We start from the raw sequence: 25,473 nt of genomic DNA on the forward strand, positions 1-25,473 counted from the left end.
GAGAACACTGTGCGTATTCTGTTGTCGAACGATGACGGCGTTCATTCACCGGGGCTTATAGCCCTGTTTGATGGATTAAAAGGACTGGGTGAGCTTGAGGTCGTGGCGCCTGACCGGGATCACAGCGGCGCCAGTAACGCCCTGACGCTCAATCGCCCTCTGACGGTTGAGGAACATCCCAACGGTTTTCGTTCGGTCGATGGAACACCGACCGACTGCGTACATCTGGCGGTGAACGGATTGTTCCGTGAGCCGTTCGACAGGGTGGTGTCGGGTATCAACACCCACGCCAACCTTGGCGACGACATTATCTACTCCGGTACCGTTGCAGCAGCAACCGAGGGTCGCCACCTCGGACTCCCCGCCATTGCCGTCTCCCTCGTCAACGATGGCCACTTTCACTACGAGACCGCCGCCCGGGTTGTCCGGGTGCTGCTTGAGAACGAGCGTCCCCTGGTGCTGGGGCCACGCTCCATTCTCAACGTGAATGTCCCGGATGTTCCCTGGGAGGAACTGGCTGGCATTCGGGTGACCCGCCTGGGCCACCGTGAACGGGCAGAGGGTGCCGTCCCGATGACCTGTCCGCGCGGCAAAGAGCGTTACTGGATCGGGGCGGCAGGTGTCGGCGGTGACGCCGGTCCCGGCACCGATTTTAATGCCGTGCGTGAAGGTTATGTCTCGGTTACCCCGGTTCACATCGACATGACCCGGCATGAGGCGCTCTCACGGCTCCGGGATTGGGTCGATACCCTGGAGGTTTCGCTGGAGGGGCGGGGATGACAGCGCAGCTCGAAGGCATCGGGATGACCTCCCGACGCACCCGGATGCGACTGGTTCAGCGCCTCAGGGAAGCCGGCATCGAGTCGGACCGGGTACTTGAGATTATGGGAGAGGTGCCACGGCACATTTTCCTGGATGAGGCGCTTTCCCATAGGGCCTACGAAGATACATCGCTACCGATTGGCTACGGCCAAACCTTGTCACAGCCCTACATAGTGGCCCGCATGACTGAATTGATGCTTGCCCACGGGCCCTCACGGGTCCTGGAGCTTGGCACCGGGTCCGGTTACCAGACCTCGGTGCTCTCCCGCCTGTTCGCCGAAATCTACAGCGTCGAGCGGATCAAGGCGCTTCAGGACAGAGCCCGGGACCGGTTGCGACAACTGAACGCCAGAAACGTGTTCCTGAAACATGCTGATGGTGGCATGGGCTGGCCTGAACGTGGCCCTTTTGACGGTATTATCGTGACCGCAGCGCCCATTGAAGTTCCAGCCGAATTGCTCGCCCAACTGGCAGACGGTGGCGTGTTGATTGCCCCTGTCGGTGAGGAGAATCAGGTGCTGGTGCAGGTAACCCGGCGGGGAGATCGCTTTGATCACAAGGAGCTGGAACCGGTCCGGTTTGTGCCGCTTCTGGGCGGGGTTGTCCGATAATCATGGTCGACTCTTCAGAAAGTAAACCAAACCCGGACAACGATATTGCACGCAGCCACCACCCTGCAGCCGTATTTCTTCGGGGAATCGCCATGGGTGCCGCTGATATCGTTCCAGGGGTTTCCGGTGGCACCATTGCCTTCATCACCGGTATCTATTTCCGCCTCCTGGAAGCTATCAACGCGGTTCCGGGAGCAGTTTTCCATGACTTGATTCGCGGCCGGTTCAGTCGGTTCTGGCACGCCTGTGACGGAACTTTTCTGGTCGCCTTGCTGGCGGGCGTCCTGACCAGTATTGCTACCCTGGCATCTGGGATCAGCTATATGCTGGTAGCCTACCCGATCCTGATCTGGAGCTTTTTCTTTGGATTGATCGTCGCTTCGGTGTGGCATGTCGGGCGTCAGGTGCGACACTACAAGCCCGCACTGCTGGTTCCGCTGTTATTCGGCATTGTTATCGCGTGGTGGATAACCACCCTGTCTGCCAGCGAGGTTGCGCCTTCCACTCTGGCGTTCTTTGGTGCCGGCGCGCTGGCCATCTGCGCCATGATTCTTCCTGGCATCTCGGGCAGCTTTATCCTGGTGATTATTGGTATGTATGCGCCCGTGCTCGCCGCGATCAAATCGTTGGACGCGGGCATTCTGCTTCTGTTTATGGCAGGTTGCGTGGTGGGTCTTTTATCCATCGCCCGCCTGATCACCTGGGCGTTCCACCATTTTCATGATCTCGTGCTCGCCTTGCTCACCGGCTTCATGATTGGAGCGCTCAACAAGGTCTGGCCCTGGAAGGAGACTCTCAGTTGGCGTACCAACAGCTCCGGTGAACAAGTTCCTCTTAATGAGACGAGTATCTGGCCCTCTACCTTTGCGGAGCAGGCCGGCCAGGATCCCCAGGTGCTATTTGCCCTGCTCATGGCGGCGGCCGGTTTTGCCCTCGTTCTGCTGGTGGAGTGGCTCGGTTCCCGGCATGGAGAGGTCGCACCATCGAGGTGATTTGAGGCGACTGTGTGCGAAGAGTGTTACCTAACGCACAAAACGGATGTTTCTGGAGGTAACAAGGGAGGTCGGTTAGTAACTTGGCTTCGCGAGAAAAATGTGCAATATATTAGCAAGTTACTATAAAAACTTTAGAAACTGCTTCGACAACCGACAGCGGTTATACGGATTTTTCATAACTGGGTCAGTTTTATTCCTGTGAGATTCATGCGTGGGCTCATCAATGCCGTTTCACCGGCGTCCCCGCGGTTCCCGTCCGGTGCCTCAGAGCCTGATCGCCCCGCGAAAAAGGTGCTGGCCAGCCGCCTTGCACTCCTGCCCCTCATGGCCCTGCTGCTACTTTCCGGCTGTAACACGCCGGCACTCTACCAGGACGACATTTACAATCCCCCGGTCTATTGGGGCCGTCACGTCGTCAAACCCGGTGAAACCCTTTACAGCATAGCCTGGCGGTATGGTCGGGACTACCGCGAGCTTGGCGACGCCAATGGCATTGGCCCGCCCTGGAATCTCAAAGCAGGTCAGGTGATTCGTCTGGATCTTCGCGGAAGTGTAACCTCGGGCAGCCAGACTACAGCTGCCAAAAAGCCGTCTGGATCGCAACCGCCGAAAACGGCGAGTCGTGCTTCGCCTCCAAAACAGACAGCCGCCACGGCACCCAAACCTGCGGTGACGAGAGCAGCGAACAAGGGCGCGCCGCTCGCTTCCCAGACCCAGACCGTGGCCCGGATTGAATGGCGCTGGCCTCACGTTGGCACTGTAATTGCTGGATATTCAACATCCGGAAAAGTCAATAAAGGTATTGATATTGCCGGGCAAGCCGGGGATGCTGTAAGAGCTGCGGCCACCGGGAATGTGGTCTATGCCGGCAACGGGTTGCTTGGATACGGCAACCTGATTATCGTGAATCACAACGAGCACTATTTAAGTGCTTACGCTCATAACCGGAAGATTCTGGTGCAGGAAGGGGAGGATGTGAAAGCCGGGCAGGTGATCGCAGAGCTCGGTAGCAGTGGCGCTGAACGACCCATGTTGCATTTTGAAATTCGCAAAAATGGCAATCCGGTTGACCCAGTCCATTATCTGCCGCCGCGCTAATGAATGACGCAGTCAGAGGGCTGCCCTGATCGCACACCCTGGCACTGACAAAACACCGCGTTCGCAAGAAAAACAAGAACGGTAAAGGCCATGACAGGCCGACCAACAAAATGTCCTGAAGAAAAAAGCGTGAAGACAAAGACGTCCGCAATAACAAGAAGTATCGGGCGAACATCCAGGATTATTGAGAGGCGGGGCAAGACAAATGTCAGCAGAGCAAGAAGACATCATCATTGATCGTGTATCGGACATGGACGATGCCGAGGATCAATTGTTAGCAGAAGAGAAAGTTGAAAAAGAGTCCACCGAAGAAGTGGCCGAAGTAGAAGAGGACATCCCCACCCAGGGACGTTATTTCACCAGTCAAAAGCAGCTGGATGCCACTCAGCTGTATCTCAACGAAATTGGTTTTTCCCCCCTGCTTACGCCGGAAGAAGAGGTCTATTTTGCCCGTCTGGCACGCAAGGGAGAGGAGTCCGGCCGCAAACGGATGATCGAGAGCAACCTTCGCCTTGTGGTGAAGATCGCACGACGTTACGTGAACCGCGGGCTGACCCTGCTGGACCTGATCGAAGAGGGCAACCTTGGCCTGATCAGGGCGGTGGAAAAGTTTGATCCGGAGCGGGGTTTCCGATTCTCCACCTACGCCACCTGGTGGATTCGCCAGACCATTGAGCGGGCCATCATGAATCAGACCCGCACCATCCGTCTGCCGATTCATGTGGTCAAGGAACTCAATCTGTATCTCCGTGCAGCGCGGGAACTGACCCAGAAACTGGATCATGAGCCCTCGGCGGAGGAAATCGCCAGAATGGTCGATAAGCCCGTGGCCGACGTTAAGCGGATGTTGGGTCTCAATGAGCGCGTCGCTTCCATGGACACTCCCATTGGTGCCGGTGGCGAAAAGTCGCTTCTGGATACCGTAGCGGATGAAGGGGCTTCGGATCCGGCGGATCTCTTGCAGGACAACAATATGTGTTCCTGCCTGGAGAAGTGGATTGACCAGCTTAGCGACAAGCAGCAGGAAGTTCTGTCACGACGTTTTGGTCTGCGGGGCTACCCGGTGAGCACGCTGGAGGAAGTCGGCCAGGAGATTGGTCTGACCCGTGAGCGAGTAAGACAGATCCAGGTCGAGGCGCTTCGTCGTCTTCGGGAGATCCTGGAGAAGGAAGGCCTGTCAGGAAACCTGCTGTTCAAGTAACGTCTTTCTTTTCTTTCGATCCAAAGCCGGCCAGGGAATCCCTGGCCGGCTTTTTTGTGTTTCAGGATCGCTCCAAATGAGAACCAGGGCGCGTCCCGCCCGCCAGCGCCGTTGATAGAATGCCGTGACCGGGCGGGGATAAGGGTGTCGAAACCCGGTGCACGAATGAAACACGTCAATAATAACGATCGAAAAGGAAAGGACTATGAAGAAGGCTCTTACAACCGGTTTTGCGTCTCTGACGCTGACGGCCCTGCTGTCTGCTCCAGCCGCCGCCCTCACCGTGGAAGGTGTTGATGTTCCGGATACCTATTCCGCCATGGATACCGAACTCACGCTTAATGGCGCAGGTACCCGTTCCAAATGGTTTATGGACCTGTATGTCGGCGGTCTGTACGTTCCCGAGACCATCGACGATGGTGAGGCCGTGATTAACGCAGATGAGCCCCAGGCCATCACTCTGCACATCATCTCCGGCATGATTACCAGCGAACGCATGACAGAGGCCACCCTGGAAGGTTTCGAGGCCTCCACCGACGGCGATATGGCTTCTATCCAGGAGGATGTGGACCAGTTTATGGCGGTCTTCCAGGAAGAAATCACCGAGGGTGACGTTTTCGATCTGGTGTACCTGCCGGGCGAAGGCGTGCGGGTCCTCAAGAACGGCGAGCAAAAGGACACGGTTGGCGACCTGGCCTTTAAAAAGGCCCTGTTCGGAATCTGGCTGTCCGATAAGCCGGCTCAGAAGGATCTGAAGGAGAAAATGCTGGGTCAGCGCTAACCGCGGCTTGGCATCTGAAACAAAAAGCCGGCAAGATGCCGGCTTTTTTACGCCGCGGATTCAGAGATAATCCCGTTTCTGCTTGAACTCGCACAGGTCCTCAATGATACAGGCGCCGCATTTCGGTTTGCGGGCGGTACAGGTATAGCGCCCGTGCAGAATCAGCCAGTGGTGCGCGTCCAGCAGGAACTCCTTTGGCACCAGGCGCATCAACCGGTTCTCCACCTCCAGAACGTTCTTGCCGGGCGCAATGCCGGTGCGGTTCGACACGCGATAGATGTGAGTGTCCACTGCCATGGCCATGTGGCCGAAAGCGGTGTTCAAGACCACGTTTGCGGTTTTGCGACCGACTCCGGGCAACGCCTCCAGATCCTCCCGCCGCTCCGGCACCTGGCCGCCGTGTTTCTCAATCAGGATTCGACAGGTCTTGATCACGTTCTCGGCCTTGCTGTTAAACAGGCCAATGGTCTTGATGTATTCCTTCAGGCCATCGACTCCCAGGGCCAGGATGGCCTCAGGTGTGTTGGCGACCGGGAAAAGCTTGTCGGTAGCCTTGTTGACACCCACATCCGTGGCCTGGGCCGAAAGAATAACGGCAATCAGCAACTCGAACGGGCTGGAATAGTTCAGCTCGGTGGTCGGGTTGGGGTTGGCCTCCCTGAGGCGGGTGAAGATCTCAATGCGTTTCTGTTTGTTCATCAGCTCTCAGTCTTGTGCAAGTGCGGACTCAGGATACGTTCCCGGTAACCCGGACCCGCTTGCTGCCTGCTGCTACAGGCGCTGGTTCATGTGCCTTGCGGCGCTCTTCCAGATGGTTGTCGATACCATTTTTGAGCGCGATCAGCAGTCCTAGCCCGATAAAGGCGCCGGGCGGAAGAATCATGAACAGCATATCCGGGTAGTTGTCGAAGGGGCGGATCACCCAGTCGGCAGCAACGGGGCCCAGCAGCAGGTGCATGTCCACAAACAGGGTGCCCTGTCCGATGAGTTCCCGAAGGCCGCCCAGGACAACCAGCACCGCCAGAAAGCCAAGGCCCATCATGGCGCCATCCAGCAGTGCCGGAAGTGGTGGATTTCTGGAAGCAAAAGCGTCAGCCCGGCCGAGGATGGCGCAGTTGGTGACGATCAGTGGAATGAAGATGCCAAGAATCAGATAAAGCTCATAGGTAAAGGCCTGCATGAGCAGTTCGGCGCAGGTTACGAATGAAGCGATGATCATGACGAATGCGGGCAGGCGCACAGACTCGCTTACGAAATTGCGAATCAGTGACACCGCAAGATTGGACCCCATGAGCACCATGAGTGTAGCCAGCCCCAGCCCGATGGCATTAACAACGGTACTGGTCACGGCCAGAAGCGGGCATAGCCCAAGCACCTGGACGAGGGCCGGGTTGTTGTCCCAGAGCCCGTCGCGGATGATTTCGCTCGATGATTTGGTTGCCATGGTCAGGAATGCTCCGTATTGGACGATTCGCCGGCAATCGCTTCAGGGTTCAGGATCTTGTCTCTCGGTGACGGCTCTTCGTTGAGCCGCTCACGGATAATCTGACGGTTTTCCCGAAAATAGATCAGTGCTTTCTGAACCGCTTTCACTACAGCCCTTGGCGTGATCGTTGCGCCTGTGAACTGATCGAATTCTCCACCATTCTTTTTAACGTTCCATTCCCGATGCGGCGGTTTGCCCAGCGAGCGGCCATCGAAACTCTTGATCCAGTCGGATTTGCGGGTTTCAATCTGGTCTCCCAGCCCCGGCGTTTCCTTGTGACTGGTTACCCTCACTCCGAGAATGGTCCCCGTCATGTCCACTCCCACGAGGAGATGAATCTTGCCGGAATACCCGTCGGGTGCTACCACGGGCATTATCATGCCAATGGGCTGCTCGTTCTGTCGAGCTACCCAGACGTTCAGAGGGCCGGGCTGTGCCAGGCGCTCACTGGCAGGCAACTGTACCGTATCCCTGAGCAGGTCGTTGTTGTGCCGGCTTTCGGGAATGATTTCATACAGGGCCTGGGCCTCTGCGCGGGCGGCCTGTTCACGAATTCGCTCTTCCGTGGCCACCTGGGTTACGGCAATGGTGCCGCCGGTGATCACGGCGAACAGGCCGAGCCCGATGGCGCTGCGGCGGATGGACTGTGCAACTGCAGCCATGATTACCCCTGGCTCCCCGGTACACCCCGACGGGCCTTGTGGTGGCCGTAAGTGCGTGGAGGTGTGTAATGATCAATGAAAGGAACGGCAAAATTCATCAGCAGAACGCTGAACGCCACGGCGTCGGGATAATTGCCCCAGGTGCGGATCAGGTAGATCAGGATGCCAATTCCCGCCCCATAGATGAGTTTCCCCTGGTGGCTCGTAGCTGCTGACACCGGGTCGGTAGCGATAAAAAAGGCACCGAGCATGGTCCCGCCTGCAAGCAGATGCAGGGATAGTGGTGCATAGAGGTCGGCATTGTTGCCAAAGGCCAGGCTCATTACGATCATCCCACCAAGAAATCCTGCCGGAATGTGCCAGGTAATGATCCGCAGGGCGATGAGCAGAAGGCCTCCTGCCAGAAATGCCGCATTGACCCATTCCCAGCCTCTGGCGATACCCTCACCAAACGTTGGGTGGTTCAGCACCTCGGTTGCTGTGTGGGTGGTGATCTTGTGTTTGTACTCGTCAAGAGGCGTTGCCATCGTCCAGCCATCGACCGCTGTTTGGTGGCCGGAGGCTATGGTCGCCAGGGTCTCGCCAAAGCCCGGAGCACCGTCCCAGAGCATGGCGGGCTCTGCCCAGTTCGTTGTCATTGCCACCGGAAAAGACACCAGAACCAGGGCGTAACCAACCATGGCAGGGTTGAAAGGATTTGAGCCCAGCCCGCCATAGAGTTGTTTGGCTACAACGATAGCCGAGATCACTGCGACAGCAGATACCCACCAGGGCGCAAACTGTGGCAGCGACAGACCTAACAGAAGGCCGGTGACGGCGGCCGTATTGTCTTTGATGAAGAAGGCGACCGGCTTTTTTCTGAGCTTGAGCAGGGCAGCTTCAGAGGCGATCGCCAGGGCAATACAGAAGACCACGTTGATCAGGTTGCCCCAGCCGAAGAATAGCGTCTGGGCCAACAGGCCAGGCAATGCCGCAATAAGAACCCACAACATCACGCGGGATGTTGGCCGGGCCTTGTGGGCGTGTGGCGATGACTGCTGAACAAATGCCATGGATGTGTTGCCTGATCTCGTTTAGTGGGTTGTCTGGGATTCAGTCGGACCGGCGGCCAGCTTTTCTCTGGCCTCAGACAGCGCCTCTTCCGCTCTTTGCACCCGATCGTGATTCTTGGCCACGGCCCGCTCCAGCTTCTCGACGTTGTCTGCCTGCTGGGCTTTGGCGTCATCAAGCATGCCTTGCATGGTTTCCAGCTTGGACCTGGCCTGCTCCAGCTGCTTCTCAAGGGCCTCGATGTCGGGCTTTTCTTCGGTCGGCGGTGCACTGGGGGCAGGCGACTGGGACGCTTGTGCCTTTGCTTTCTTGCGGGCCAGGGCCTGCTCCACAAGCGCCGACTTGGCGGCACGTTCGTCGACAGCCTGACCGTCGGCGGCCGCTTTCTCCGCCTCTGCCTGTTTTTTCGCGGCTGCTTCGGCTGCGGCCTGCGCCCGCTCCTTGCGCCTCAGTTCTTTCTCCTGTTGCTCGCGCTCGAGGCGGGCCTGGCGTGCCTCGAAGCGTTCCCGGGCCCGGTCGGCTTTCAACTGTTCTGCCTGTTGGGCACGTATTTCACCCTTGGCGAACCGATAGTACTGAACCAGCGGAATCGAACTCGGGCAAACATAGGAACAGGCGCCACATTCTATGCAGTCAAACAGGTTCAGGTGCTCCGCCTTTTCAAATTCGGTGGCCTTGGCGTGCCAGAAAAGTTGCTGTGGCAACAGCTCCATGGGGCAGGCTTCGGCGCACTGGCCACAGCGGATGCAGGGTTGCTCCGGTGGTGGTGCCGGCAGTTCAGCTGCCGTTGCCGCAATCACGCAGTTGGTGGTCTTGATGACCGGTACCGCTTCGGTCGTGAGTGTGTAACCCATCATGGGGCCACCAAGCACCAGGCGGCTGACCGCATCCTGGTTTACACCAGCCTGCCCGAGCAGATGCTCAATCGGTGTGCCAATAAGCGTTTCGAAGTTACCCGGTTCCCGAACGGCTTCCCCCGTGATGGTAACGATTCGGGAAATCAGCGGCGTACCCTCCAGGACCGCATTTGCCACGGCAACGGCGGTTCCGATGTTCTGGCACATCACGCCGATATCGGCGGGAATTCCGCCGCTGGGCACTTCCATGCCGGTCAGTATCTGGATCAGCTGTTTCTCGCCACCTGAGGGATACTTGGTGGGAACAACCGCAATTTCGGTCTGGGTGCCTTCGGTGGCTTTTCGCAGCGCGGCAATGGCTTCGGGTTTGTTGTCCTCAATACCGATCACGCAACGCTCGGGGCGCAGAATCCACGCCATGATTTTTAGCCCGGCAACTACCTCGTCGGCCTTTTCCCGCATGGTCATGTCATCAGCGGTGATATAGGGCTCGCATTCTGCGCCGTTCAGAATGAGCGTGCTGACCTTGCGATCCCTTGGTGGCCGGAGTTTGATATTGGTGGGAAAGCCGGCTCCACCCATACCGGAAATACCGGCATCACGGATAATTTGCAGAACCTCGTCGCGCTCCAGAGAACGATAATCCGCCACTGGACTGCGCTGGCACCACTGGTCTTCGCCATCCGGTTTCAGGGTGATGCACCGGTCTGCCATGCCTGAAGGGTGGGGAACCGGGAAGTCGGCAATGCTCTCGATCACGCCGGATGTCGGCGCATGAACGGGAACGCCCATGCCCGTTTTCACATCGGCAAGTTTCTGTCCCTTCAATACCCGTTCACCCACCTCAACAATGGCTTCGGCGGGGTCACCGATGTGTTGCTGAAGTGGCAGCACCAGGTAGTCCGGCACGCCGGCGTTGCGAATCGGGCGCGCTGTGGAAATGTCTTTGTGTTCCGGGGGATGAATGCCGCCGGAGAAGTCCCAGAGTTGAGTCATCAGGCGCTGGCTCCCTGGCGATCGGTGGCAATGAGTCCGGATTTGGGCGGTGTCCAGGTCCAGGTGCGAATATCCGGTTCCACTGTCACCATGTCGATGCAATCCACCGGGCAGGGATCAACGCACAGATCACAGCCGGTGCATTCGCTCTCAATCACCGTGTGCATGTGTTTGGCGGCGCCGAGAATGGCATCCACGGGGCAGGCCTGGATGCACTTGGTGCAACCGATACACTCGTCTTCGCGAATCACCGCAAACCGTTTGACATGCTCAACGCCATGCTCGGCATCCAATGGTTCCGGCTCCACATCCAGAAGGTCTGCCAGCGCCTTGATAGTGGACTCGCCACCTGGCGGACACTTGTTGATGGGGCCACCTTCGGCAATGGATTCGGCATAGGGCCGACAGCCGGGATAGCCGCACTGGCCGCACTGGGTCTGGGGTAGAAGGGCATCGATCTGGTCGACCAGGGGGTTGACTTCCACCTTGAATCGTTCGGCGGCAAATCCGAGCAGGCCGCCGAAAACAACGGCAAGGGCCAGAAGAACCACAACGGCAACAAGAACGCTTGTCCACATAACCTGTTACTCCTAATCCTGCCAGCCGGTCAAACGCTGACCAGGCCGCCAAAGCCCAGGAAAGCCAGAGCCATCAGCCCGGCCGTAACCAGGCCGATGGCAGCACCGCGAAAGGCAACTGGCACGTCGGCCACGGCGATGCGCTCACGCATGGCCGCGAACAGCACCAGAACCATGGAAAAGCCCGCTGCTGCGCCAAATCCATACAGAACCGACTCAACAAAGTTGTTGTTCTTGTTGATGTTCAGAAGGGCAACGCCGAGCACCGCGCAGTTCGTGGTGATCAGCGGAAGGAAAATACCCAGCACCCGATAAAGCAACGGGCTTGTCTTGCGAACCACCATCTCGGTGAACTGGACCACCACGGCAATCACCAGAATGAACGTGATGGTTCTCAGAAACGCCAGATCCAGCGGTTCAAGCAGGTAAGTGTAGGCAAGGTAGCTGCACACCGACGCCAGAGTCAGCACGAAGGTGGTTGCCAGAGACATGCCCATGGCCGTTTCGAGCTTCCCTGAAACGCCCATGAACGGGCACAGGCCCAGGAACTGAACCAGCACAAAGTTGTTCACCAGAATGGTGCTGACCAGAATCAGAAGATATTCGGTCATTTGCCTTGCTCCATTGACCCGGCTGCCGGCCGTTACATGATCCGCATGCCGGGCGTGGCACCGGAATCCGGAGACAGGATAAAGAGGTCCTTGCCACCGGGCCCCGCTGCCAGAACCATGCCCTCGGACATGCCGAACTTCATTTTCCGGGGCTTGAGGTTGGCAACCATCACGGTCAGGCGGCCCTCAAGATCTTCCGGCCTGTAAGCAGACTTGATACCAGCAAACACGTTGCGGTCGCCGTGCCCCACGTCAAGGGTGAGGCGAAGGAGCTTGTCAGCGCCTTCAACCTGTTCGGCTTTCACTATTTTAACGACCCTGAGATCCACTTTCGCGAATTCCCCGAATTCGATCTCGTCGGCGATCGGCTCAGCCTTGGCAGCAGGCGCCGGCTTTCCGGTTGCTGCGGGCAGTTCCTCTTTTGAGGCATCCAGCATTTTCTCAATCTGAGCCATGTCGACACGGTTCATCAACGGCTTGAACTTGTTGATGCCATGGTTCTCGAGGCGTTCTGCGCGTTTGTTCCAGTCCAGCGGCGCATTCAGGAACGCCTCGGAGGCCTTGGCGGTTTCCGGTAGTACCGGTGCCAGGTAGGTCATCAGCAGGTGGAACATGTTGATGGCGTTGGTGCAGATAGCCTGAAGATTCCCATCCTGGCCTTCCTGCCTGGCGATCACCCAGGGCTGCTCGTCATTGACGTACTGGTTGGCAATGTCGGCCAGTTCCATGATCCGGCGCATGGCGCGGCCGAACTCACGGGCTTCGTAGAACTCCTCGATCTCTTTGCCAGCTTCGATGAATTCCTTCAGTTTGGCATGCTCGGTAACCTGGCCAAGCTGACCGTCGAAGCGCTTGGTGATGAAACCGGCGCTGCGGCTGGCGATGTTCACGACCTTGCCCACCAGATCCGAGTTTACCCGGGCAGCAAAGTCTTCCAGGTTCAGGTCCATATCATCGACACTGCCGGTCAGTTTGGCCGCGAAGTAGTAACGCAGGTATTCCGGATTCAGGTGGTCCAGATAGGTGCGGGCCATGATAAAGGTGCCACGGGACTTGGACATCTTCTTGCCGTTCACGGTCACAAAGCCATGGGCCCAGACCGCCGTTGGCGTGCGGAAACCGGCATCGTGCAGCATGGATGGCCAGAACAGGGCGTGGAAGTTGATGATGTCCTTGCCGATGAAGTGGTACACCTCGGCGGTGGAATCGGCCTTCCAGAAGTGCTCGAAATCGATGCCTTCCCGGTTGCACAGGTTCTTGAAACTGGCGAGGTAGCCAATAGGAGCGTCCAGCCAGACATAGAAGTATTTACCCGGCGCATCCGGAATCTCGAAGCCGAAGTAGGGCGCATCGCGGCTGATATCCCACTCCTGCAGCCCGGCATCCAGCCACTCAGCCAGCTTGTTTGCCACCTGTGGCTGCAATGTGCCGCTACGGGTCCATTTAGCCAGGAAATCGGCAAAGTCCGGCAGCTTGAAGAAATAGTGCTCGGACTCCTTCTCGATGGGCGTCGCCCCGGACACGGCCGAGCGCGGGTTGATCAGCTCCGCCGGCGTGTAGGTAGCGCCACAGGCTTCACAGTTGTCCCCGTACTGATCCTCGGTTTTGCATTTCGGGCACGTACCCTTGATAAACCGGTCCGCCAGGAACATGTTCTTTTCCGGGTCGTAGGACTGGATGATCTTGCGCGTGGCAATGTGCCCGTTTTCCTGCAACTGACGGTAGATGTACTCCGAGAACTGGCGGTTCTCTTCGGAATGCGTGGTGTAATAGTTGTCAAAGCGGATGTGGAACCCGGCGAAATCTTCCTGGTGCTCCTCACGGATCCGGTCGATCAGCTGCTCGGACGTAATACCCTCCCGCTCGGCGCGGAGCATAATGGCGGTGCCATGGGCATCGTCGGCGCAAACGTAGAAACAATTCTGGCCCCGCATCTTCTGGTAGCGTACCCAGATATCGGTCTGAATGTATTCCAGCAGGTGCCCGAGATGGATAGGGCCGTTGGCGTACGGCAGGGCGCTGGTAACCAGAATATCGCGCTGTTGCTTGCTCGCTTGCGTCATGGTGATGTCCGAACCTTATGTTGACACGGGTTGGAAAGACAAAACGGGGAACTGGTGGCTGTCTTGATTGATTGCCCCAGGTAAAGACCCCATATGGTCAGAAACGGGCACAGATGATACCTTCCGAGCAGATAATTTTCACCCGAATCACCTGTTTCCGTGCTTAAAATCGAGCATGAGCTTATTCCGGAGAACCCGATGACACAGATTTCTGAGCAGGCCCTGCAATCAGCGGTTCGCGAGTACCGTGATCCTTACCTCAACAAGGACCTCTACCAACTGGGTGCCGTAAAATCCCTGAACGCCGACGAGCGCGGAAACGTCACCCTCATGGTCGAGCTGCCATACCCCTCGAAAGGCATTGCAGGTGCCCTCAAGCAGCTTGTCGGTAATGCTCTGGAAGACGTCGCCGGTGTCGAAAATGTGGACGTCCACGTGGGCCAGAAAATCCACTCCTACAAAGTCCAGAAAGACCTGCCCGCAGTACCCGGCGTGAAAAACATCATCGCTGTCGCGTCGGGCAAGGGTGGCGTCGGTAAATCCACCACTGCCGTCAACCTGGCTTTGGCACTCCAGGCCGAAGGCGCACGGGTTGGCATCCTCGACGCCGACATCTACGGCCCCAGCATCGGCATGATGCTCGGCGTGCCCGAAGGCAAACGCCCGGACACCCGCGAAAACAAATACTTCGTCCCCATGGATGCCCACGGCCTCCAGGCCAACTCCATGGCTTTTGTCGTTACCGAGAAAACCCCCATGGTCTGGCGCGGCCCCATGGTCAGTGGCGCCGTGATGCAATTGCTCCAGCAGACCCTCTGGAATGAACTCGACTACCTCATCGTCGACATGCCCCCCGGCACCGGCGACATCCAGCTCACCCTGGCCCAGAAAGTCCCGGTAACCGGCGCGGTCATCGTCACCACACCCCAGGACATCGCTTTGCTGGACGGCAAGAAAGGCATCGAAATGTTCCGCAAAGTCGACATCCCCGTGTTGGGCGTTGTCGAAAACATGAGCGTCCACATCTGCAGCAACTGCGGCCACGAAGAGCCCCTCTTCGGCCACGGCGGCGGCGAACGCATTGCCCAGGAATACGACACAACGCTCCTCGGCCAGCTGCCCCTGCACATGACCATCCGCGAACAAACCGATGGCGGCACCCCCTCGGTGATCGCCGAACCGGATTCCGAAGTGGCCCGTCGTTACCGGGATATCGCAAGAAGGGTAGGGGCCGAGCTCTCGACCCGCGAGCGGAACCTCTCCGGTTCGATCTCAAGCGTTTCAGTGACCGAGCACTGATACGCTCAATCTCGCGGAGTTCTTGACCAAGGTAAGTTCGCGGGCATAGGGGCCGTCTTCCAAAAATGTCGAAGGCCAAGGATGGCCTTCGTCAAGCGCACATGGATGTGCTCGTAGCGGTTTTTGGAAGACGGTTCCTATGGCCGCAGCCCGCCAATCTGGAGGTCTGAGACACCAGCCGCGGAACTCGATGTTAGGGCTTCGACAGACCCCAAGGGAACAGGTAAACTACGCCCCAATTTTCCCAGTGGATACGAGACTTCGCCAATGAGCATCAAATCCGACAAGTGGATTCGCCGGATGTCCGAACAACACGGCATGATCGAACCGTTCGAAAGCGGACAGGTTCGTGAAACCGAAAAAGGCCGCGTGATCTCCTACGGCACCTCCAGCTACGGCTACGACGTACGCTGCAGCAACGAATTCAAAATCTTCACCAACGTCCACTCCGCCACCGTGGACCCGAAGAACTTCGACGAAAACAGCTTCGTCAACTACACCGGCGACGTCTGCATCATCCCGCCGAACTCCTTTGCACTGGCCCGCACCGTTGAATACTTCCGCATTCCACGAAGCGTCCTGACCATCTGCCTGGGCAAGTCCACCTATGCGCGTTGCGGCATCATCGTCAACGTCACCCCGCTGGAACCAGAATGGGAAGGCCAGGTTACGCTGGAATTCTCTAACACCACCAACCTGCCGGCGAAGATCTACGCCAACGAAGGCGTCGCCCAGATGCTCTTCTTTGAATCCGACGAGATCTGTGAAACCAGCTACAAAGACCGGGGTGGCAAATATCTTGGCCAGACCGGCGTGACCCTGCCCAGGACATGAACGCCAACCAGTTCCTGAAAGCCGTTTCACAACTGCAGGGATGGCGCGAATGCGCCTTCCTGCTCGCTCTGGCTGAGCGCTCATTCCCGAACTACGCCCTGTTTGCCGATGCCATGGGCCTGAAGACCGGTGCCAAAATGCGCCAGCTTCTCGATCTTGGCTGGGACTTGCTCCAAAAAGACGTCTCCGAATCGGCGATCCCGCAGTTGCTCGCCAAACTGGAAACCCTGTCGCCGGACGTGGACGCCTACGACGCCTACGGTGTTTACCCGGCCTTCGACTTCTGTCAGCTACTGGAGCAGGCGCTGCTGAACCGCCTGAACCCCTCCAAACACCGCGCTACCGATGCGTCACAGATGGCGACCGGAACCGTGATGAACTTTATTGAGCTGTCCGAAGGGGAAGACCTCGAGGAAGACGAGCTCGTCCGTCTGCTTGATCATCACCCGTTGATGAAAGAAGACAAAACCTTCCAGCGGGACCTGATCCTGGAGCTGAAGCGCCAACGCACGCCAACCGATCAGTTCGTGGCCCGTCTCCGGGAGGATGCAGCCAACGAGGGCGTCAGTAACCTTGGCATTTCGCTCACCGAATAAACGTTGGGGAGCGAGCAAGCTACACTTTCGGTATTACCCGTTGTATTCAGAATAGGTCAGATGGATTTTATCCCATGAAACTCTCTGCTTTTGGTCGCAAGTTCACCGCCGATGCCGGTATCACGTCCCTCATGGATGACCTGGGTAACGCCATGGCATCCGGCGACGACATGATCATGATGGGCGGGGGAAATCCCGGGCATATTCCCGAGATCCAGCAGAGAGTACAGGAAATTCTCGCGGATATGAGTCGTAACGAGGGCGATGTTCGCCGTCTGGTCGGCATCTACGATCCGCCTCAGGGGGAAAAGCAGTTTATCGCCTCGCTCGCCGAGCTGCTCAACCGCGAATATGGCTGGGGCCTGAAACCTGAGAATATCGCCCTGACCAACGGCAGCCAGGCGGCCTTCTTCATGTTGTTCAACATGTTTGGCGGAGACTACGGCGACGGTAACCGCAAGCATATTCTTTTGCCGCTTGCGCCCGAGTACATCGGCTACGCTGACGCTGGCATTGAACCGGGCCTGTTCCATGCGGTGCAGCCGGACATCTCGTTCACCGACGCCCACGAGTTCAAATACCGGGTGGATTTTGATGCCGTAGAGGTTACCGGTGAGACCGGCGCTATCTGTGTGTCACGTCCCACCAATCCGACCGGTAACGTCGTTACTGACGAAGAGCTTGCCCGGCTTGAAGAGCTCGCCCGCCAACACGACATACCACTGATCGTCGATGGCGCGTATGGCACACCATTTCCGAGCTTGCTGTTCGTTGATGCAACACCCACCTGGAACGACCAGATCATCCTCTGCCTGAGCCTCTCGAAGCTTGGTTTGCCGGCAGCGCGGACCGGAATCGTGATTGCCGCCGAGCCGGTGATCAAGGCGTTGTCAGGCATTAATGCCATTATGAACCTGGCCACGGGCAGTTTTGGCGCCATGCTGGCCGAGCCTCTGGTTCGTTCCGGCGAAATATTGTCCCTGAGCAGGGATGTGGTTTGCCCGTTCTACAAGGCGAAGATGGAACGGGCGGTATCCGCGTTCCGGGAGGCCATGGGAGAGGACAGCTGCCGCTGGTATGTGCACAAGCCCGAGGGCGCCATGTTCCTGTGGCTCTGGTTCCCGGATCTGCCGATCTGCAGCCTTGAGCTGTATCAGCGGTTGAAGAGCCGAGGGGTTCTGGTCGTTTCCGGACACTATTTCTTTCCCGGATTACCGGAAGATGGCTGGAGGCACCGGCATGAGTGTCTGCGCGTGACCTACTCCCAGGACGACGATCGGGTTGCCGAGGGCCTCCGGATCATTGCCGATGAGGTCAAGGCCGTGTGGCGCGAGGCCGGGCGTGAGGTCTAGCGCTCGAACTCTGCTTCCTTGAGTTTCAATTCGTAGGTGCTGCCGTCCGGCTCAACCTGCCTGAGGCGGACTAGCAGGAAATTCTGCTCCGGCGAGAACCACATCAGCGTCTGGCGCTTGGAATCCTCGCGAACCTTCTCCGCCTTCAGGGTGGCGCTCTGTTTGTTGCCGGTGCTCATATTCTCGCCATTGATCACCGCGAAGCGATCGGTGTCGATAGAATTACCGTCGAGCACCCGATAGGTCATTTCCCGCTTGCCATTCTTGATGTCCTGGTGCAGCTGAAGCTGGTAGCCCAGCGGATCCAGGAGGCCTTCTTCCAGCGCCAGTTCGAAGGGCTTTCCCTTGTATTCCCCGGTTGCGACGCCTGCGGACCAGTCGAAGTCGATAGAGTTCTTGCGGTCGCTGATCAGGAAACCGGATAAGCGGTATCGGTATCGCATGGGTATGACGTGCCCGTCCTCCCAGCGGAATACCAGCGATTCATCGATGCTGACAATGAAGGAGTCGACATCCGTGCGGTACAGCCAGACATCGTTGCCCTGGGAGGAGAGTGTGCGTTTTGCGGTGCCATTGAGAGAGAGACCCTTCTCCATGGCTGCGGTATAGCTGGCCTCGAAGGGGGTCAGGTCCGCTTCGGTCTCGGCATGCAGTGTGACCGGTCCGGCGAGAATGCCGAGACAGGCCAGCAGTGCGGCGCAACCAAATCTGATGAGACGTCGTGAAAGCATCTTGTTAAACCCGAACAATTACCGTCATCAATGGCGACAGTGTAGCTGCTCGGGCAGGATGCGGGGATGACAATTCGTTCAGGCGATGCCTCAGTTGTCCGGCAAGCGCATCGGAGCGTTCAAGGGTTCGCCGTCGAACAACACATAATCGCTACCCAGTTGAATCCGGCCCTCACAGAACCAGCGCACAACAATGGGGTAGAGAATGTGTTCCTTGGCCTGTACCTTCTCCGCGAGGCTTTCTGGCGTGTCATCGGAAACAATCGCCACTTCTGCCTGGGCAATCACGGGGCCGCCATCCAGCTCTTCGGTAACGAAGTGGATGGAAACGCCATGTACGGTATCGCCCGCTTCCAGTGCACGACGGTGAGTATTCAGCCCGGTGTACTTCGGCAACAGGGACGGGTGAATGTTCAGCATCTTGCCCCGGAATGCCCGAACAAAATCCGTGGTCAGAATACGCATGAAGCCTGCCAGGACAATCAGATCCGGATTGTATCGGAGGATTTCCGCCATCAGGGAGGCATCAAACTCATCCCGGGATTCGAAATTCTTGTGGTTTACCACAAAGGTTTCGATATTGGCCTGGGCCGCGCGCTCAAGGGCAAACGCGCCGGGCTGGTTGCAGCCAACGGCAATGATCTGCCCGGGAAAATCCCGCTCCCGGGTGGCGTCAATCAGTGCCTGAAGGTTGGTGCCGCTTCCGGAGGCGAGCACCAGGATTTTCGGTAACGGGGTCTGATCTGCCTTCATGCCGACAGCAGCCCCGGTGCATAGCGAACGCAGGCATCTGCCTGTTCGTCATCGGCACGTTCGATCAGGCCTACCTGCCAGGCATGCTCGCCCAGGGCTTTCAGGGTATCCAGGGCCAGCTCCCTCTGGTTGGCAGGCACGCAGACAATCATGCCGATACCACAGTTAAAGGTGCGGTACATCTCTTCAGTGGCAACGCCGCCGTTGTCCTTGAGCCACTGGAATACCGGGGGCAATGACCAGCTGTTGGTATCGATGGCAGCGATGGTGCCGTTCGGCAGCACCCTGGGAATATTTTCCGGCAGGCCACCACCAGTGATGTGGGAGAGGGCGCGAACGTCGACTTCGCGAATCAGCTGCAGAAGATTCTTTACGTAGATTCGAGTCGGTGCCATCAAAGCGTTGGCCAGGGTGGTGTCGCCCATTGGCTGCTCAAGGTCAGCGTTGCTGACTTCCAGAATTTTCCGGATAAGGGAGTAGCCGTTGGAGTGAGGGCCGGAAGAGCCCAGGGCAATCAGCACGTCTCCGGCCTGGACGCGGCCGCCGTCAATAATCTCGCTGCGTTCGGCAACGCCTACGCAGAAGCCAGCCAGATCGTAGTCGTCGCCTTCGTACATGCCCGGCATTTCAGCGGTTTCACCGCCGACCAGCGCACAGCCAGCCTGCTCGCAGCCCTCGCCGATTCCGGCAACCACCTGAGTGGCAACGTCTACGTTCAGCTTGCCGGTCGCGTAGTAGTCGAGGAAGAAAAGCGGTTCAGCGCCGCCGACAACCAGATCGTTCACGCACATGGCGACCAGGTCGATGCCGATGCTGTCGTGCTTGTCCAGTTGCATGGCCAGTCTGAGCTTTGTGCCCACTCCGTCGGTGCCGGAAACCAGAACCGGTTCGTTATATCCGGCGGGGATGGAGACCATGGCGCCGAAGCCGCCGAGACCGCCAAGAACCTCGGGGCGGCGGGTGCGCGCGGCGGTGTCCTTGATTCGGCTGACGAGTTCATTGCCGGCATCAATATCTACGCCAGCATCGCGGTAGGTCAGGGAGGGCTTCTGTTCGCTCATGGTGTACTTAACCGTTGGCCAGTGGGTCAGGCGGCGGATTTTAACAGGTGCGGTGTGGCGCTCCAAATGTATATTGCTTTTCCGAAATCCGGGGCCGCTACTCACACCCTGGGGCATGGTGTATCCTATGCGCCATTCATGCGAATTGCAGGGTGTTTCATGTCAGTATCAGGGCAAAAGCCGGCACACAGGTCTTTATCCGGGACGTGGGTAGTTGCGTTGTTCACCGTTCTGCTGTCTGGGTTTTCCGCCCAGGCGAGTGCCGTGACGGTTTCCGGTCTCTATTCGGCAAAGGTGCCAGTGGAAGGGTCCTCGTCGGGTCAACTCGCCCAGGGATATGCAGACGGGCTGAGCCAGGTACTGGTAAGGGTTTCCGGTACCCGAGACGTACTGGCGATGGAGGGCGTTGAAGCCCTGCTGTCCGATGCCGAGTCGTTACTTCTTTCCTATCAGGTTGCCCGTGGCGAGTCCGGCCAGAGTGTTCTGAGCATGTCCTTCGGAGCGGTTGGCGTGAATCGCGCGCTGGCTGCAATTGATGCGCCGGTGTGGGGTGCCAACAGACCGCTCACACTGGCCTGGATTGCTGCCGAGGATCGTGGCTCGAGAACACTCGTAACACGGCCCGGGGCCGGCTCTGGTCAGGAAGACGCAGGAGCCTGGAGGGCTGCGTTCGATGAGGCGGCCAGAAAGCGTGGCTTGCCCGTGGCGCTGCCCCCGTCAGATTTCAGCTCTGACAGCGAATTGCTCTCGGATATCTGGGGGCAGTTTATTGGTCGGGTGAAGTCTGCATCCGGGAATCTGGACCATGATGTGCTCGCTTTGGTGCGGGTCAGCCGTGCTGGCGGGCAATGGCGTGCCGGCTGGGTCTTCGATGGTATGGCCATGAATGCCGGGGAAGAGTCGGTAACCGCCGATACCCCGGAAGCGCTGGCGGAGGCGACGATAAACCGCTGGGCGGAGTTATACGCCAGCCGATACGCGGTTGCTGCGTCGGAAGTGGGCGATTCGCCCCAGGTGGACATTGTGCTGCGTGGCGTTACGTCGCTTGAAGACTATGCCGGCGCCAATAAGGTGCTGGAAGGACTGACCCCCGTGGTTAGCGTTGGTGCCCATCGGGTACGGGACGAGCAACTGACCCTGCGGGTGGCTTTCTCCGGTGAGCTGGACCAGCTGCGGGAGTACATCGCCCTGGATCCGCGCTTCGTTCCAATGGAGGCCGACGTTCCGGCAGAACCTCCGGTTACCGCCCGCACAGCAGAGGACCAGGTGGCGTCGTCTGGGCCGAACCCGCAAGAGGCGCTCGAGAGCGAGGTATCGCAGCCGGCTGGCCCGGATCAGCAAACCTCTGCGGAGGCGTCTGAAGAGACTGCCCTGTTTACCTATCAGCCGGTGCCCGTCGATGAGGAAGATGCCAGGGAAGCGTTCGAATCCCTGTACCAGGTTCTGTATTATCGTTGGCAACCGTCTTCTGTCATCGGGAGCGATGGCGGCGAATAAGGTGTAACCGGAGGGAGTCTTTTGAATTTGCACCGCTGGCGCTGGATTCCCAATGCCCTGACGTTCCTGCGCATTCTTCTGATCGCTCCCTTCGCGGGAGCGTTACTGATCGGAGATTATCGCCGGGCGTTGCTGATATTCTTTCTGGCCGCCGGCACAGACGCGGTTGACGGCTTCCTTGCCCGCCATTTCAATTGGCGTTCCAGGCTTGGTGCAATTGCAGATCCTCTCGCCGACAAGGCCTTGTTGATCACCGCGTACCTGATGCTTACTCTCACCGAGGTTCTGCCCGTGTGGCTGTTTCTGCTGGTGTTGGGGCGTGATCTGCTGATTGTGGTCGGCGCTCTGGCCTACCACTACAAGGTTGGTCGATACGATATGGAGCCCAGCATTCCCGGCAAGATCAATACGTTTATCCAGATTCTTGTAGCCCTGGCCATCATCGTGCTTCTGGCGGACCTGCCGATGCAGCCCTGGGTGGTGGATGCCGGCATTATCCTGGTGGCTGTTTCCACCGTGTTCAGCGGGGCGCATTACCTGTTTGTGTGGGGCTTGCGGGCCTGGAGGGCTACCCGGCCATGACCGCATCCCAGTTGGTGCTCGGGGTCAAGCTGCGTGACGACGCCCGATTCGACAATTTCCATGGCGACCGGAACACGAGCGCAGCCCAGCGTCTTGAAAGCGTTTGTCAGCAACCTGATGATATGCCTGTCGTTGTTCTGTGCGGTGATGCCGATACCGGCAAGAGCCATCTTCTACAGGCAGTGTGCCACCTGGGCGAAAAGCAGGGCAGGGCAGCGGTGTGTATCAGCATCGCAGAGCTAGAGCCTTTTGGTCCCGATGCCTTGTCGGGGCTTGAGACCCATGAGATCGTCTGTCTTGACGATGTCGACCGCATCGCAGGCCAGCGGGTCTGGGAAGAGGCCATTTTTCATCTCTATAACCGGATTCTCGATCGAGGCGGCCTCTTGCTGGTGAGTCTGGCCGATTTGCCGGCCAGTTTGCCCTTTGAGTTGCCGGATCTGGTCTCCAGATTCAGTCACGGGCTGATCATCCAGTTGGGTATTTACCGGGATGAGGATCGCCTGACCATTCTCAGGGCCCGTGCCGAGAAACGTGGCCTGGTGATGGCGGATGATGTGGCCAGCTATATAATGCGCCGGGCGCCCCGAAGGCTCGGTGATTTGCTGGGGATTCTGGATATACTGGATGAAAATTCACTTCAGGCACAGCGGCGGCTTACTATTCCGTTTGTGAAGACAGTGATGGGGTGGTGAGTTGGAATGGGTTCATCGCAGGGCAGAAATCGATAACGGATTCATCAAGGGAGAGGCAATATGAGACGGGTGGTATTCAACCAGAAAGGCGGTGTCGGCAAGTCCAGTATCACGTGCAATCTCGCAGCTATCAGCGCCGCTCGTGGAAAGCGCACCCTGGTCGTGGATCTTGATCCGCAGGGAAACTCCACCCATTATCTGCTGGGCAAGCCTGCCAGCGAGCTCAAGGACACCGTTGCGGATATGCTGGAGCAGACGGTGGCCTTTACCGTGTTCAATCGCCGTCCGGACGAATTTGTCCATGCCTCACCGTTCAAGAACCTGTTTGTGATGCCCTCCAGCCCGGAGCTGGATTTTCTCGAGCGCAAGCTGGAGGCCAAGCACAAGATATACAAGCTGAGGGAAGCCCTGAAAAAACTGGGTGAATCCTTCGATGCGATCTACATCGATACCGCGCCGGCGCTCAATTTCTATACCCGGTCTGCCCTGATTGCAGCCCAGCGCTGCCTGATACCCTTCGACTGTGACGATTTTTCCCGTCAGGCGCTGTACAACATCCTCAACGAGATTCGTGATCTGCAGGAAGATCACAACGAGGATCTTGTTGTCGAAGGGATTGTTGCCAACCAGTTCCAGCCGCGGGCCAGCCTGCCCAAGCAGCTGGTCAGGGAGCTTACCGAGGAGGGCTTGCCGGTTCTGCCTGTGCGTCTCTCAAGTTCCGTGAAGATGAAAGAGTCCCACCAGAGCCGGCAGCCCCTGATTCACATGGCACCCAAGCACCCGCTGACGCGCCAGTACGAGGACCTGTTCCGGGTTCTGCATGGCGAAACCGTGGAGCTTGAGCCGCTTAACGATTGAAGCGAGACTGATATGACCGAATCCGGTAACCCGGTCGGGCAGGTTGCGGACTGCCTTCTGAACATTGAGATGGAGTTGCGGCAGCTGGGGCTCTGGGAGTCAGAGCCGCCACCGGACGAGGCGTTCCAGAGTGCGCAGCCCTTTTGCATCGATACGCTGGAATTTACCCAGTGGCTGCAATTTGTCTTTGTGGAAAGAATGAAGATCATTATCGAAAACGACCACCCGTTGCCCTCGGCCTCCGGCATAGCGCCGATGGCCGAAGAGCATTTCCGGGGGCGACCGGAGTCCGGTAGCAGGCTGGTTCGGGAGCTGGAGGTGATCGATCGCCTGCTTAGCGGGGAGTGATCAGTCCAGTCTCATTGACAGGTCGACAGCCTTCAAATCCTTGGTCAGCGCGCCAATCGAGATGAAGTCCACGCCGGTTTCGGCGATCGGCACCAGGGTGTCGGCATTGATTCCCCCGGATGCCTCCAGCTTTGCTTTGCCACCCGTGGTAGCGACCGCGGTCCGCATGTCTTCAAGTGAGAACTCATCCAGCATGATGATGTCTGCACCCGCTTTAAGGGCCTGTTCCAGCTCGTCAAGGTTCTCGGTTTCCACCTCCACCGGTTTGCCCGGTGCAATCCGGTGGGCGGCTTCAATAGCTTGGGCAATGGAGCCGCAGGCGGCAATGTGATTTTCCTTGATCAGGAAGGCATCCCACAGCCCGATCCGGTGATTGAAGCAGCCGCCACAGGTTACAGCGTATTTCTGGGCCAGGCGCAGACCGGGCAGGGTTTTACGGGTATCCAGCAGTCGAACACCGGTGTGTGCAACCCGGGCGGCATAGCCCGCGCAGGCGGTCGCAACGCCAGACAGGGACTGGAGCCAGTTCAGAGCCGCGCGTTCGGAGCTCAGCAGGCTTCGTGCCGAACCCTGCATGGTAAACAACACCTGATCCGGTGACACGGTCTCTCCATCGGCCACCTGCCAGTTCAGCTCAACGGCCGGATCCACCTGTCGGAAAACCTCGTCCACCCACTCCCTGCCCGCGACGATGGCGGTTTCCCGCGTAATTACCCGCCCTGTTGCCTGTTTGTCGGCGGGTATCAGTCTGGCCGTGATGTCGCCATCGCCGATGTCCTCCCGCAGACTCTGGGCAACGTTTTCAATTCTGGCCTGGCGGAGGAGTTCAGGGGCAATCATAGGGCAAAAAGTCCGGTGCAGTGGGTTGTCGGCGTTTCAGGCTGCCAATTCTAAAGCGCCGCTGGTGAATCGCCAAACTCTTGGGGCAGGGCTGCTAAACTGTGATGCACGTCAGGTCTACACAAAAGGTGACAAATTCTGACACAACCTGACGTGGGCAGCTCGTATCATGTGAAGTGGAGAAATAAACAGGCAATTGTGTAATACAAGGCGGAG

27 protein-coding genes are annotated in these 25,473 nt (G+C 58.2%); 15 read left to right on the plus strand and 12 right to left on the minus strand.

The annotated features are described in order from the left end of the window. Positions 1-9: 9 nt before the first annotated feature. The 6 genes from surE (at position 10) to ACP86_RS17435 (ending at position 5,508) form a co-directional block, all read left to right on the plus strand. Entirely contained in the window at positions 10-780 is a 771-nt protein-coding gene (surE, locus tag ACP86_RS17410) for a 5'/3'-nucleotidase SurE (RefSeq protein WP_008172880.1), read from the plus strand. After that, on the plus strand, positions 777-1,433 hold the full coding sequence (locus ACP86_RS17415) for a protein-L-isoaspartate(D-aspartate) O-methyltransferase (RefSeq protein WP_014576717.1): 657 nt from the start codon (positions 777-779) through the stop codon (positions 1,431-1,433). Before surE ends, ACP86_RS17415 begins: the two co-directional genes overlap by 4 nt. Positions 1,434-1,435: 2 nt before the next feature. Next, positions 1,436-2,425 carry a DUF368 domain-containing protein gene (locus tag ACP86_RS17420; RefSeq protein WP_053114909.1) on the plus strand — a complete coding sequence of 330 codons (990 nt, stop codon included), beginning with the start codon at positions 1,436-1,438 and terminating at the stop codon, positions 2,423-2,425. Between the two features lie 210 nt (positions 2,426-2,635). After that, the gene (locus ACP86_RS17425) at positions 2,636-3,526 is read left to right on the plus strand and encodes a peptidoglycan DD-metalloendopeptidase family protein (protein ID WP_053114910.1); all 891 of its coding nucleotides are present in this window, start codon (positions 2,636-2,638) and stop codon (positions 3,524-3,526) included. Between the two features lie 205 nt (positions 3,527-3,731). After that, a complete protein-coding gene (rpoS, locus tag ACP86_RS17430) occupies positions 3,732-4,727 on the plus strand; it encodes an RNA polymerase sigma factor RpoS (RefSeq protein WP_053114911.1) in 996 nt (331 codons plus the stop codon). A gap of 205 nt (positions 4,728-4,932) precedes the next feature. Then, positions 4,933-5,508: a chalcone isomerase family protein gene (locus tag ACP86_RS17435; protein ID WP_014576720.1), complete on the plus strand. Its 576-nt coding sequence runs from the start codon at positions 4,933-4,935 to the stop codon at positions 5,506-5,508. A 60-nt stretch (positions 5,509-5,568) separates the two neighbouring features. Here the strand turns inward: ACP86_RS17435 and nth are convergent, their stop codons facing one another. Genes nth through metG form a run of 8 tightly spaced genes read right to left on the minus strand, consistent with a single transcriptional unit; the run spans position 5,569 to position 13,811 of the window. Beyond that, complete coding sequence (nth, locus tag ACP86_RS17440; RefSeq protein ID WP_008172868.1) at positions 5,569-6,207, minus strand: endonuclease III; 639 nt, start codon at positions 6,205-6,207, stop codon at positions 5,569-5,571. A gap of 28 nt (positions 6,208-6,235) precedes the next feature. Continuing rightward, positions 6,236-6,952 carry an electron transport complex subunit E gene (locus ACP86_RS17445; protein ID WP_008172865.1) on the minus strand — a complete coding sequence of 239 codons (717 nt, stop codon included), beginning with the start codon at positions 6,950-6,952 and terminating at the stop codon, positions 6,236-6,238. A gap of 2 nt (positions 6,953-6,954) precedes the next feature. Beyond that, positions 6,955-7,656, minus strand: coding sequence for an electron transport complex subunit RsxG (gene rsxG / locus ACP86_RS17450; RefSeq protein WP_014576722.1), 702 nt, complete (start codon positions 7,654-7,656; stop codon positions 6,955-6,957). Between the two features lie 2 nt (positions 7,657-7,658). Next, positions 7,659-8,708 (minus strand): electron transport complex subunit RsxD, encoded by a 1,050-nt coding sequence (gene rsxD, locus ACP86_RS17455; protein ID WP_053114912.1) that lies wholly within the window; start codon positions 8,706-8,708, stop codon positions 7,659-7,661. Positions 8,709-8,729: 21 nt separating this feature from the next. Next, complete coding sequence (gene rsxC, locus ACP86_RS17460; RefSeq protein WP_053114913.1) at positions 8,730-10,559, minus strand: electron transport complex subunit RsxC; 1,830 nt, start codon at positions 10,557-10,559, stop codon at positions 8,730-8,732. Then, positions 10,559-11,137, minus strand: coding sequence for an electron transport complex subunit RsxB (rsxB, locus tag ACP86_RS17465; protein ID WP_008172857.1), 579 nt, complete (start codon positions 11,135-11,137; stop codon positions 10,559-10,561). Before rsxB ends, rsxC begins: the two co-directional genes overlap by 1 nt. A 29-nt stretch (positions 11,138-11,166) precedes the next feature. After that, on the minus strand, positions 11,167-11,748 hold the full coding sequence (rsxA, locus tag ACP86_RS17470; RefSeq protein ID WP_008172856.1) for an electron transport complex subunit RsxA: 582 nt from the start codon (positions 11,746-11,748) through the stop codon (positions 11,167-11,169). 32 nt (positions 11,749-11,780) lie between these two features. Continuing rightward, positions 11,781-13,811 carry a methionine--tRNA ligase gene (gene metG / locus ACP86_RS17475; protein ID WP_053114914.1) on the minus strand — a complete coding sequence of 677 codons (2,031 nt, stop codon included), beginning with the start codon at positions 13,809-13,811 and terminating at the stop codon, positions 11,781-11,783. 198 nt (positions 13,812-14,009) lie between these two features. On the opposite strand from metG, the gene apbC reads away from it, so the two are divergent. From apbC to ACP86_RS17495, 4 genes are all read left to right on the plus strand, one after another. Next, positions 14,010-15,110: an iron-sulfur cluster carrier protein ApbC gene (apbC, locus tag ACP86_RS17480; protein WP_053114915.1), complete on the plus strand. Its 1,101-nt coding sequence runs from the start codon at positions 14,010-14,012 to the stop codon at positions 15,108-15,110. Between the two features lie 267 nt (positions 15,111-15,377). Then, positions 15,378-15,944 (plus strand): dCTP deaminase, encoded by a 567-nt coding sequence (gene dcd, locus ACP86_RS17485; protein ID WP_008172848.1) that lies wholly within the window; start codon positions 15,378-15,380, stop codon positions 15,942-15,944. Beyond that, entirely contained in the window at positions 15,941-16,540 is a 600-nt protein-coding gene (locus tag ACP86_RS17490) for a YjaG family protein (RefSeq protein WP_008172846.1), read from the plus strand. The genes dcd and ACP86_RS17490 overlap by 4 nt, the downstream gene beginning before the upstream one ends. Before the next feature lie 74 nt (positions 16,541-16,614). Continuing rightward, positions 16,615-17,892: a valine--pyruvate transaminase gene (locus tag ACP86_RS17495; protein WP_053114916.1), complete on the plus strand. Its 1,278-nt coding sequence runs from the start codon at positions 16,615-16,617 to the stop codon at positions 17,890-17,892. Here the strand turns inward: ACP86_RS17495 and ACP86_RS17500 are convergent. The 3 genes from ACP86_RS17500 to purM form a co-directional block, all read right to left on the minus strand. Next, complete coding sequence (locus tag ACP86_RS17500) at positions 17,889-18,623, minus strand: DUF3108 domain-containing protein (RefSeq protein ID WP_008172842.1); 735 nt, start codon at positions 18,621-18,623, stop codon at positions 17,889-17,891. The genes ACP86_RS17495 and ACP86_RS17500 overlap by 4 nt on opposite strands. Before the next feature lie 90 nt (positions 18,624-18,713). Then, on the minus strand, positions 18,714-19,376 hold the full coding sequence (gene purN, locus ACP86_RS17505; RefSeq protein ID WP_053114917.1) for a phosphoribosylglycinamide formyltransferase: 663 nt from the start codon (positions 19,374-19,376) through the stop codon (positions 18,714-18,716). Next, positions 19,373-20,437, minus strand: coding sequence for a phosphoribosylformylglycinamidine cyclo-ligase (gene purM / locus ACP86_RS17510; RefSeq protein WP_053115563.1), 1,065 nt, complete (start codon positions 20,435-20,437; stop codon positions 19,373-19,375). The genes purN and purM overlap by 4 nt, the downstream gene beginning before the upstream one ends. Positions 20,438-20,656: 219 nt before the next feature. Here purM and ACP86_RS17515 point away from each other — a divergent pair, with 219 nt between their 5' ends. The 5 genes from ACP86_RS17515 to ACP86_RS17535 are packed head-to-tail and all read left to right on the plus strand — an operon-like array spanning position 20,657 to position 24,417. Then, positions 20,657-21,934, plus strand: a complete 1,278-nt coding sequence (locus ACP86_RS17515; RefSeq protein ID WP_094182486.1) for a DUF2066 domain-containing protein — start codon at positions 20,657-20,659, stop codon at positions 21,932-21,934. Positions 21,935-21,955: 21 nt separating this feature from the next. Next, positions 21,956-22,516, plus strand: coding sequence for a CDP-alcohol phosphatidyltransferase family protein (locus tag ACP86_RS17520; RefSeq protein ID WP_175497385.1), 561 nt, complete (start codon positions 21,956-21,958; stop codon positions 22,514-22,516). Next, positions 22,513-23,211: a DnaA regulatory inactivator Hda gene (gene hda / locus ACP86_RS17525; RefSeq protein ID WP_008172833.1), complete on the plus strand. Its 699-nt coding sequence runs from the start codon at positions 22,513-22,515 to the stop codon at positions 23,209-23,211. The genes ACP86_RS17520 and hda overlap by 4 nt, the downstream gene beginning before the upstream one ends. Positions 23,212-23,271: 60 nt before the next feature. Continuing rightward, a complete protein-coding gene (locus ACP86_RS17530; protein ID WP_008172831.1) occupies positions 23,272-24,069 on the plus strand; it encodes a ParA family protein in 798 nt (265 codons plus the stop codon). 12 nt (positions 24,070-24,081) lie between these two features. Continuing rightward, entirely contained in the window at positions 24,082-24,417 is a 336-nt protein-coding gene (locus tag ACP86_RS17535) for a YqcC family protein (protein ID WP_008172829.1), read from the plus strand. Here the strand turns inward: ACP86_RS17535 and nadC are convergent, their stop codons facing one another. Continuing rightward, complete coding sequence (nadC, locus tag ACP86_RS17540) at positions 24,418-25,257, minus strand: carboxylating nicotinate-nucleotide diphosphorylase (RefSeq protein WP_053114919.1); 840 nt, start codon at positions 25,255-25,257, stop codon at positions 24,418-24,420. Positions 25,258-25,473 lie beyond the last annotated feature (216 nt).

The organism is Marinobacter sp. CP1 (assembly GCF_001266795.1).
Taxonomy (GTDB): Bacteria; Pseudomonadota; Gammaproteobacteria; order Pseudomonadales; family Oleiphilaceae; genus Marinobacter; species Marinobacter flavimaris.

Coding starts and splice junctions, on each gene's coding strand:
- hda (WP_008172833.1), top strand. CDS start 22,513: ATGACCGCATCCCAGTTGGTGCTCGGGGTCAAGCTGCGTGACGACGCC.
- nadC (WP_053114919.1), bottom strand. CDS start 25,257: ATGATTGCCCCTGAACTCCTCCGCCAGGCCAGAATTGAAAACGTTGCC.
- rsxG (WP_014576722.1), bottom strand. CDS start 7,656: ATGGCTGCAGTTGCACAGTCCATCCGCCGCAGCGCCATCGGGCTCGGC.
- ACP86_RS17415 (WP_014576717.1), top strand. CDS start 777: ATGACAGCGCAGCTCGAAGGCATCGGGATGACCTCCCGACGCACCCGG.
- dcd (WP_008172848.1), top strand. CDS start 15,378: ATGAGCATCAAATCCGACAAGTGGATTCGCCGGATGTCCGAACAACAC.
- purM (WP_053115563.1), bottom strand. CDS start 20,437: ATGAGCGAACAGAAGCCCTCCCTGACCTACCGCGATGCTGGCGTAGAT.
- purN (WP_053114917.1), bottom strand. CDS start 19,376: ATGAAGGCAGATCAGACCCCGTTACCGAAAATCCTGGTGCTCGCCTCC.
- nth (WP_008172868.1), bottom strand. CDS start 6,207: ATGAACAAACAGAAACGCATTGAGATCTTCACCCGCCTCAGGGAGGCC.
- metG (WP_053114914.1), bottom strand. CDS start 13,811: ATGACGCAAGCGAGCAAGCAACAGCGCGATATTCTGGTTACCAGCGCC.
- ACP86_RS17435 (WP_014576720.1), top strand. CDS start 4,933: ATGAAGAAGGCTCTTACAACCGGTTTTGCGTCTCTGACGCTGACGGCC.
- rpoS (WP_053114911.1), top strand. CDS start 3,732: ATGTCAGCAGAGCAAGAAGACATCATCATTGATCGTGTATCGGACATG.
- rsxB (WP_008172857.1), bottom strand. CDS start 11,137: ATGTGGACAAGCGTTCTTGTTGCCGTTGTGGTTCTTCTGGCCCTTGCC.
- ACP86_RS17495 (WP_053114916.1), top strand. CDS start 16,615: ATGAAACTCTCTGCTTTTGGTCGCAAGTTCACCGCCGATGCCGGTATC.
- ACP86_RS17500 (WP_008172842.1), bottom strand. CDS start 18,623: ATGCTTTCACGACGTCTCATCAGATTTGGTTGCGCCGCACTGCTGGCC.
- ACP86_RS17425 (WP_053114910.1), top strand. CDS start 2,636: ATGCGTGGGCTCATCAATGCCGTTTCACCGGCGTCCCCGCGGTTCCCG.
- ACP86_RS17445 (WP_008172865.1), bottom strand. CDS start 6,952: ATGGCAACCAAATCATCGAGCGAAATCATCCGCGACGGGCTCTGGGAC.
- ACP86_RS17535 (WP_008172829.1), top strand. CDS start 24,082: ATGACCGAATCCGGTAACCCGGTCGGGCAGGTTGCGGACTGCCTTCTG.
- rsxD (WP_053114912.1), bottom strand. CDS start 8,708: ATGGCATTTGTTCAGCAGTCATCGCCACACGCCCACAAGGCCCGGCCA.
- ACP86_RS17420 (WP_053114909.1), top strand. CDS start 1,436: ATGGTCGACTCTTCAGAAAGTAAACCAAACCCGGACAACGATATTGCA.
- ACP86_RS17530 (WP_008172831.1), top strand. CDS start 23,272: ATGAGACGGGTGGTATTCAACCAGAAAGGCGGTGTCGGCAAGTCCAGT.
- rsxA (WP_008172856.1), bottom strand. CDS start 11,748: ATGACCGAATATCTTCTGATTCTGGTCAGCACCATTCTGGTGAACAAC.
- ACP86_RS17490 (WP_008172846.1), top strand. CDS start 15,941: ATGAACGCCAACCAGTTCCTGAAAGCCGTTTCACAACTGCAGGGATGG.
- rsxC (WP_053114913.1), bottom strand. CDS start 10,559: ATGACTCAACTCTGGGACTTCTCCGGCGGCATTCATCCCCCGGAACAC.
- apbC (WP_053114915.1), top strand. CDS start 14,010: ATGACACAGATTTCTGAGCAGGCCCTGCAATCAGCGGTTCGCGAGTAC.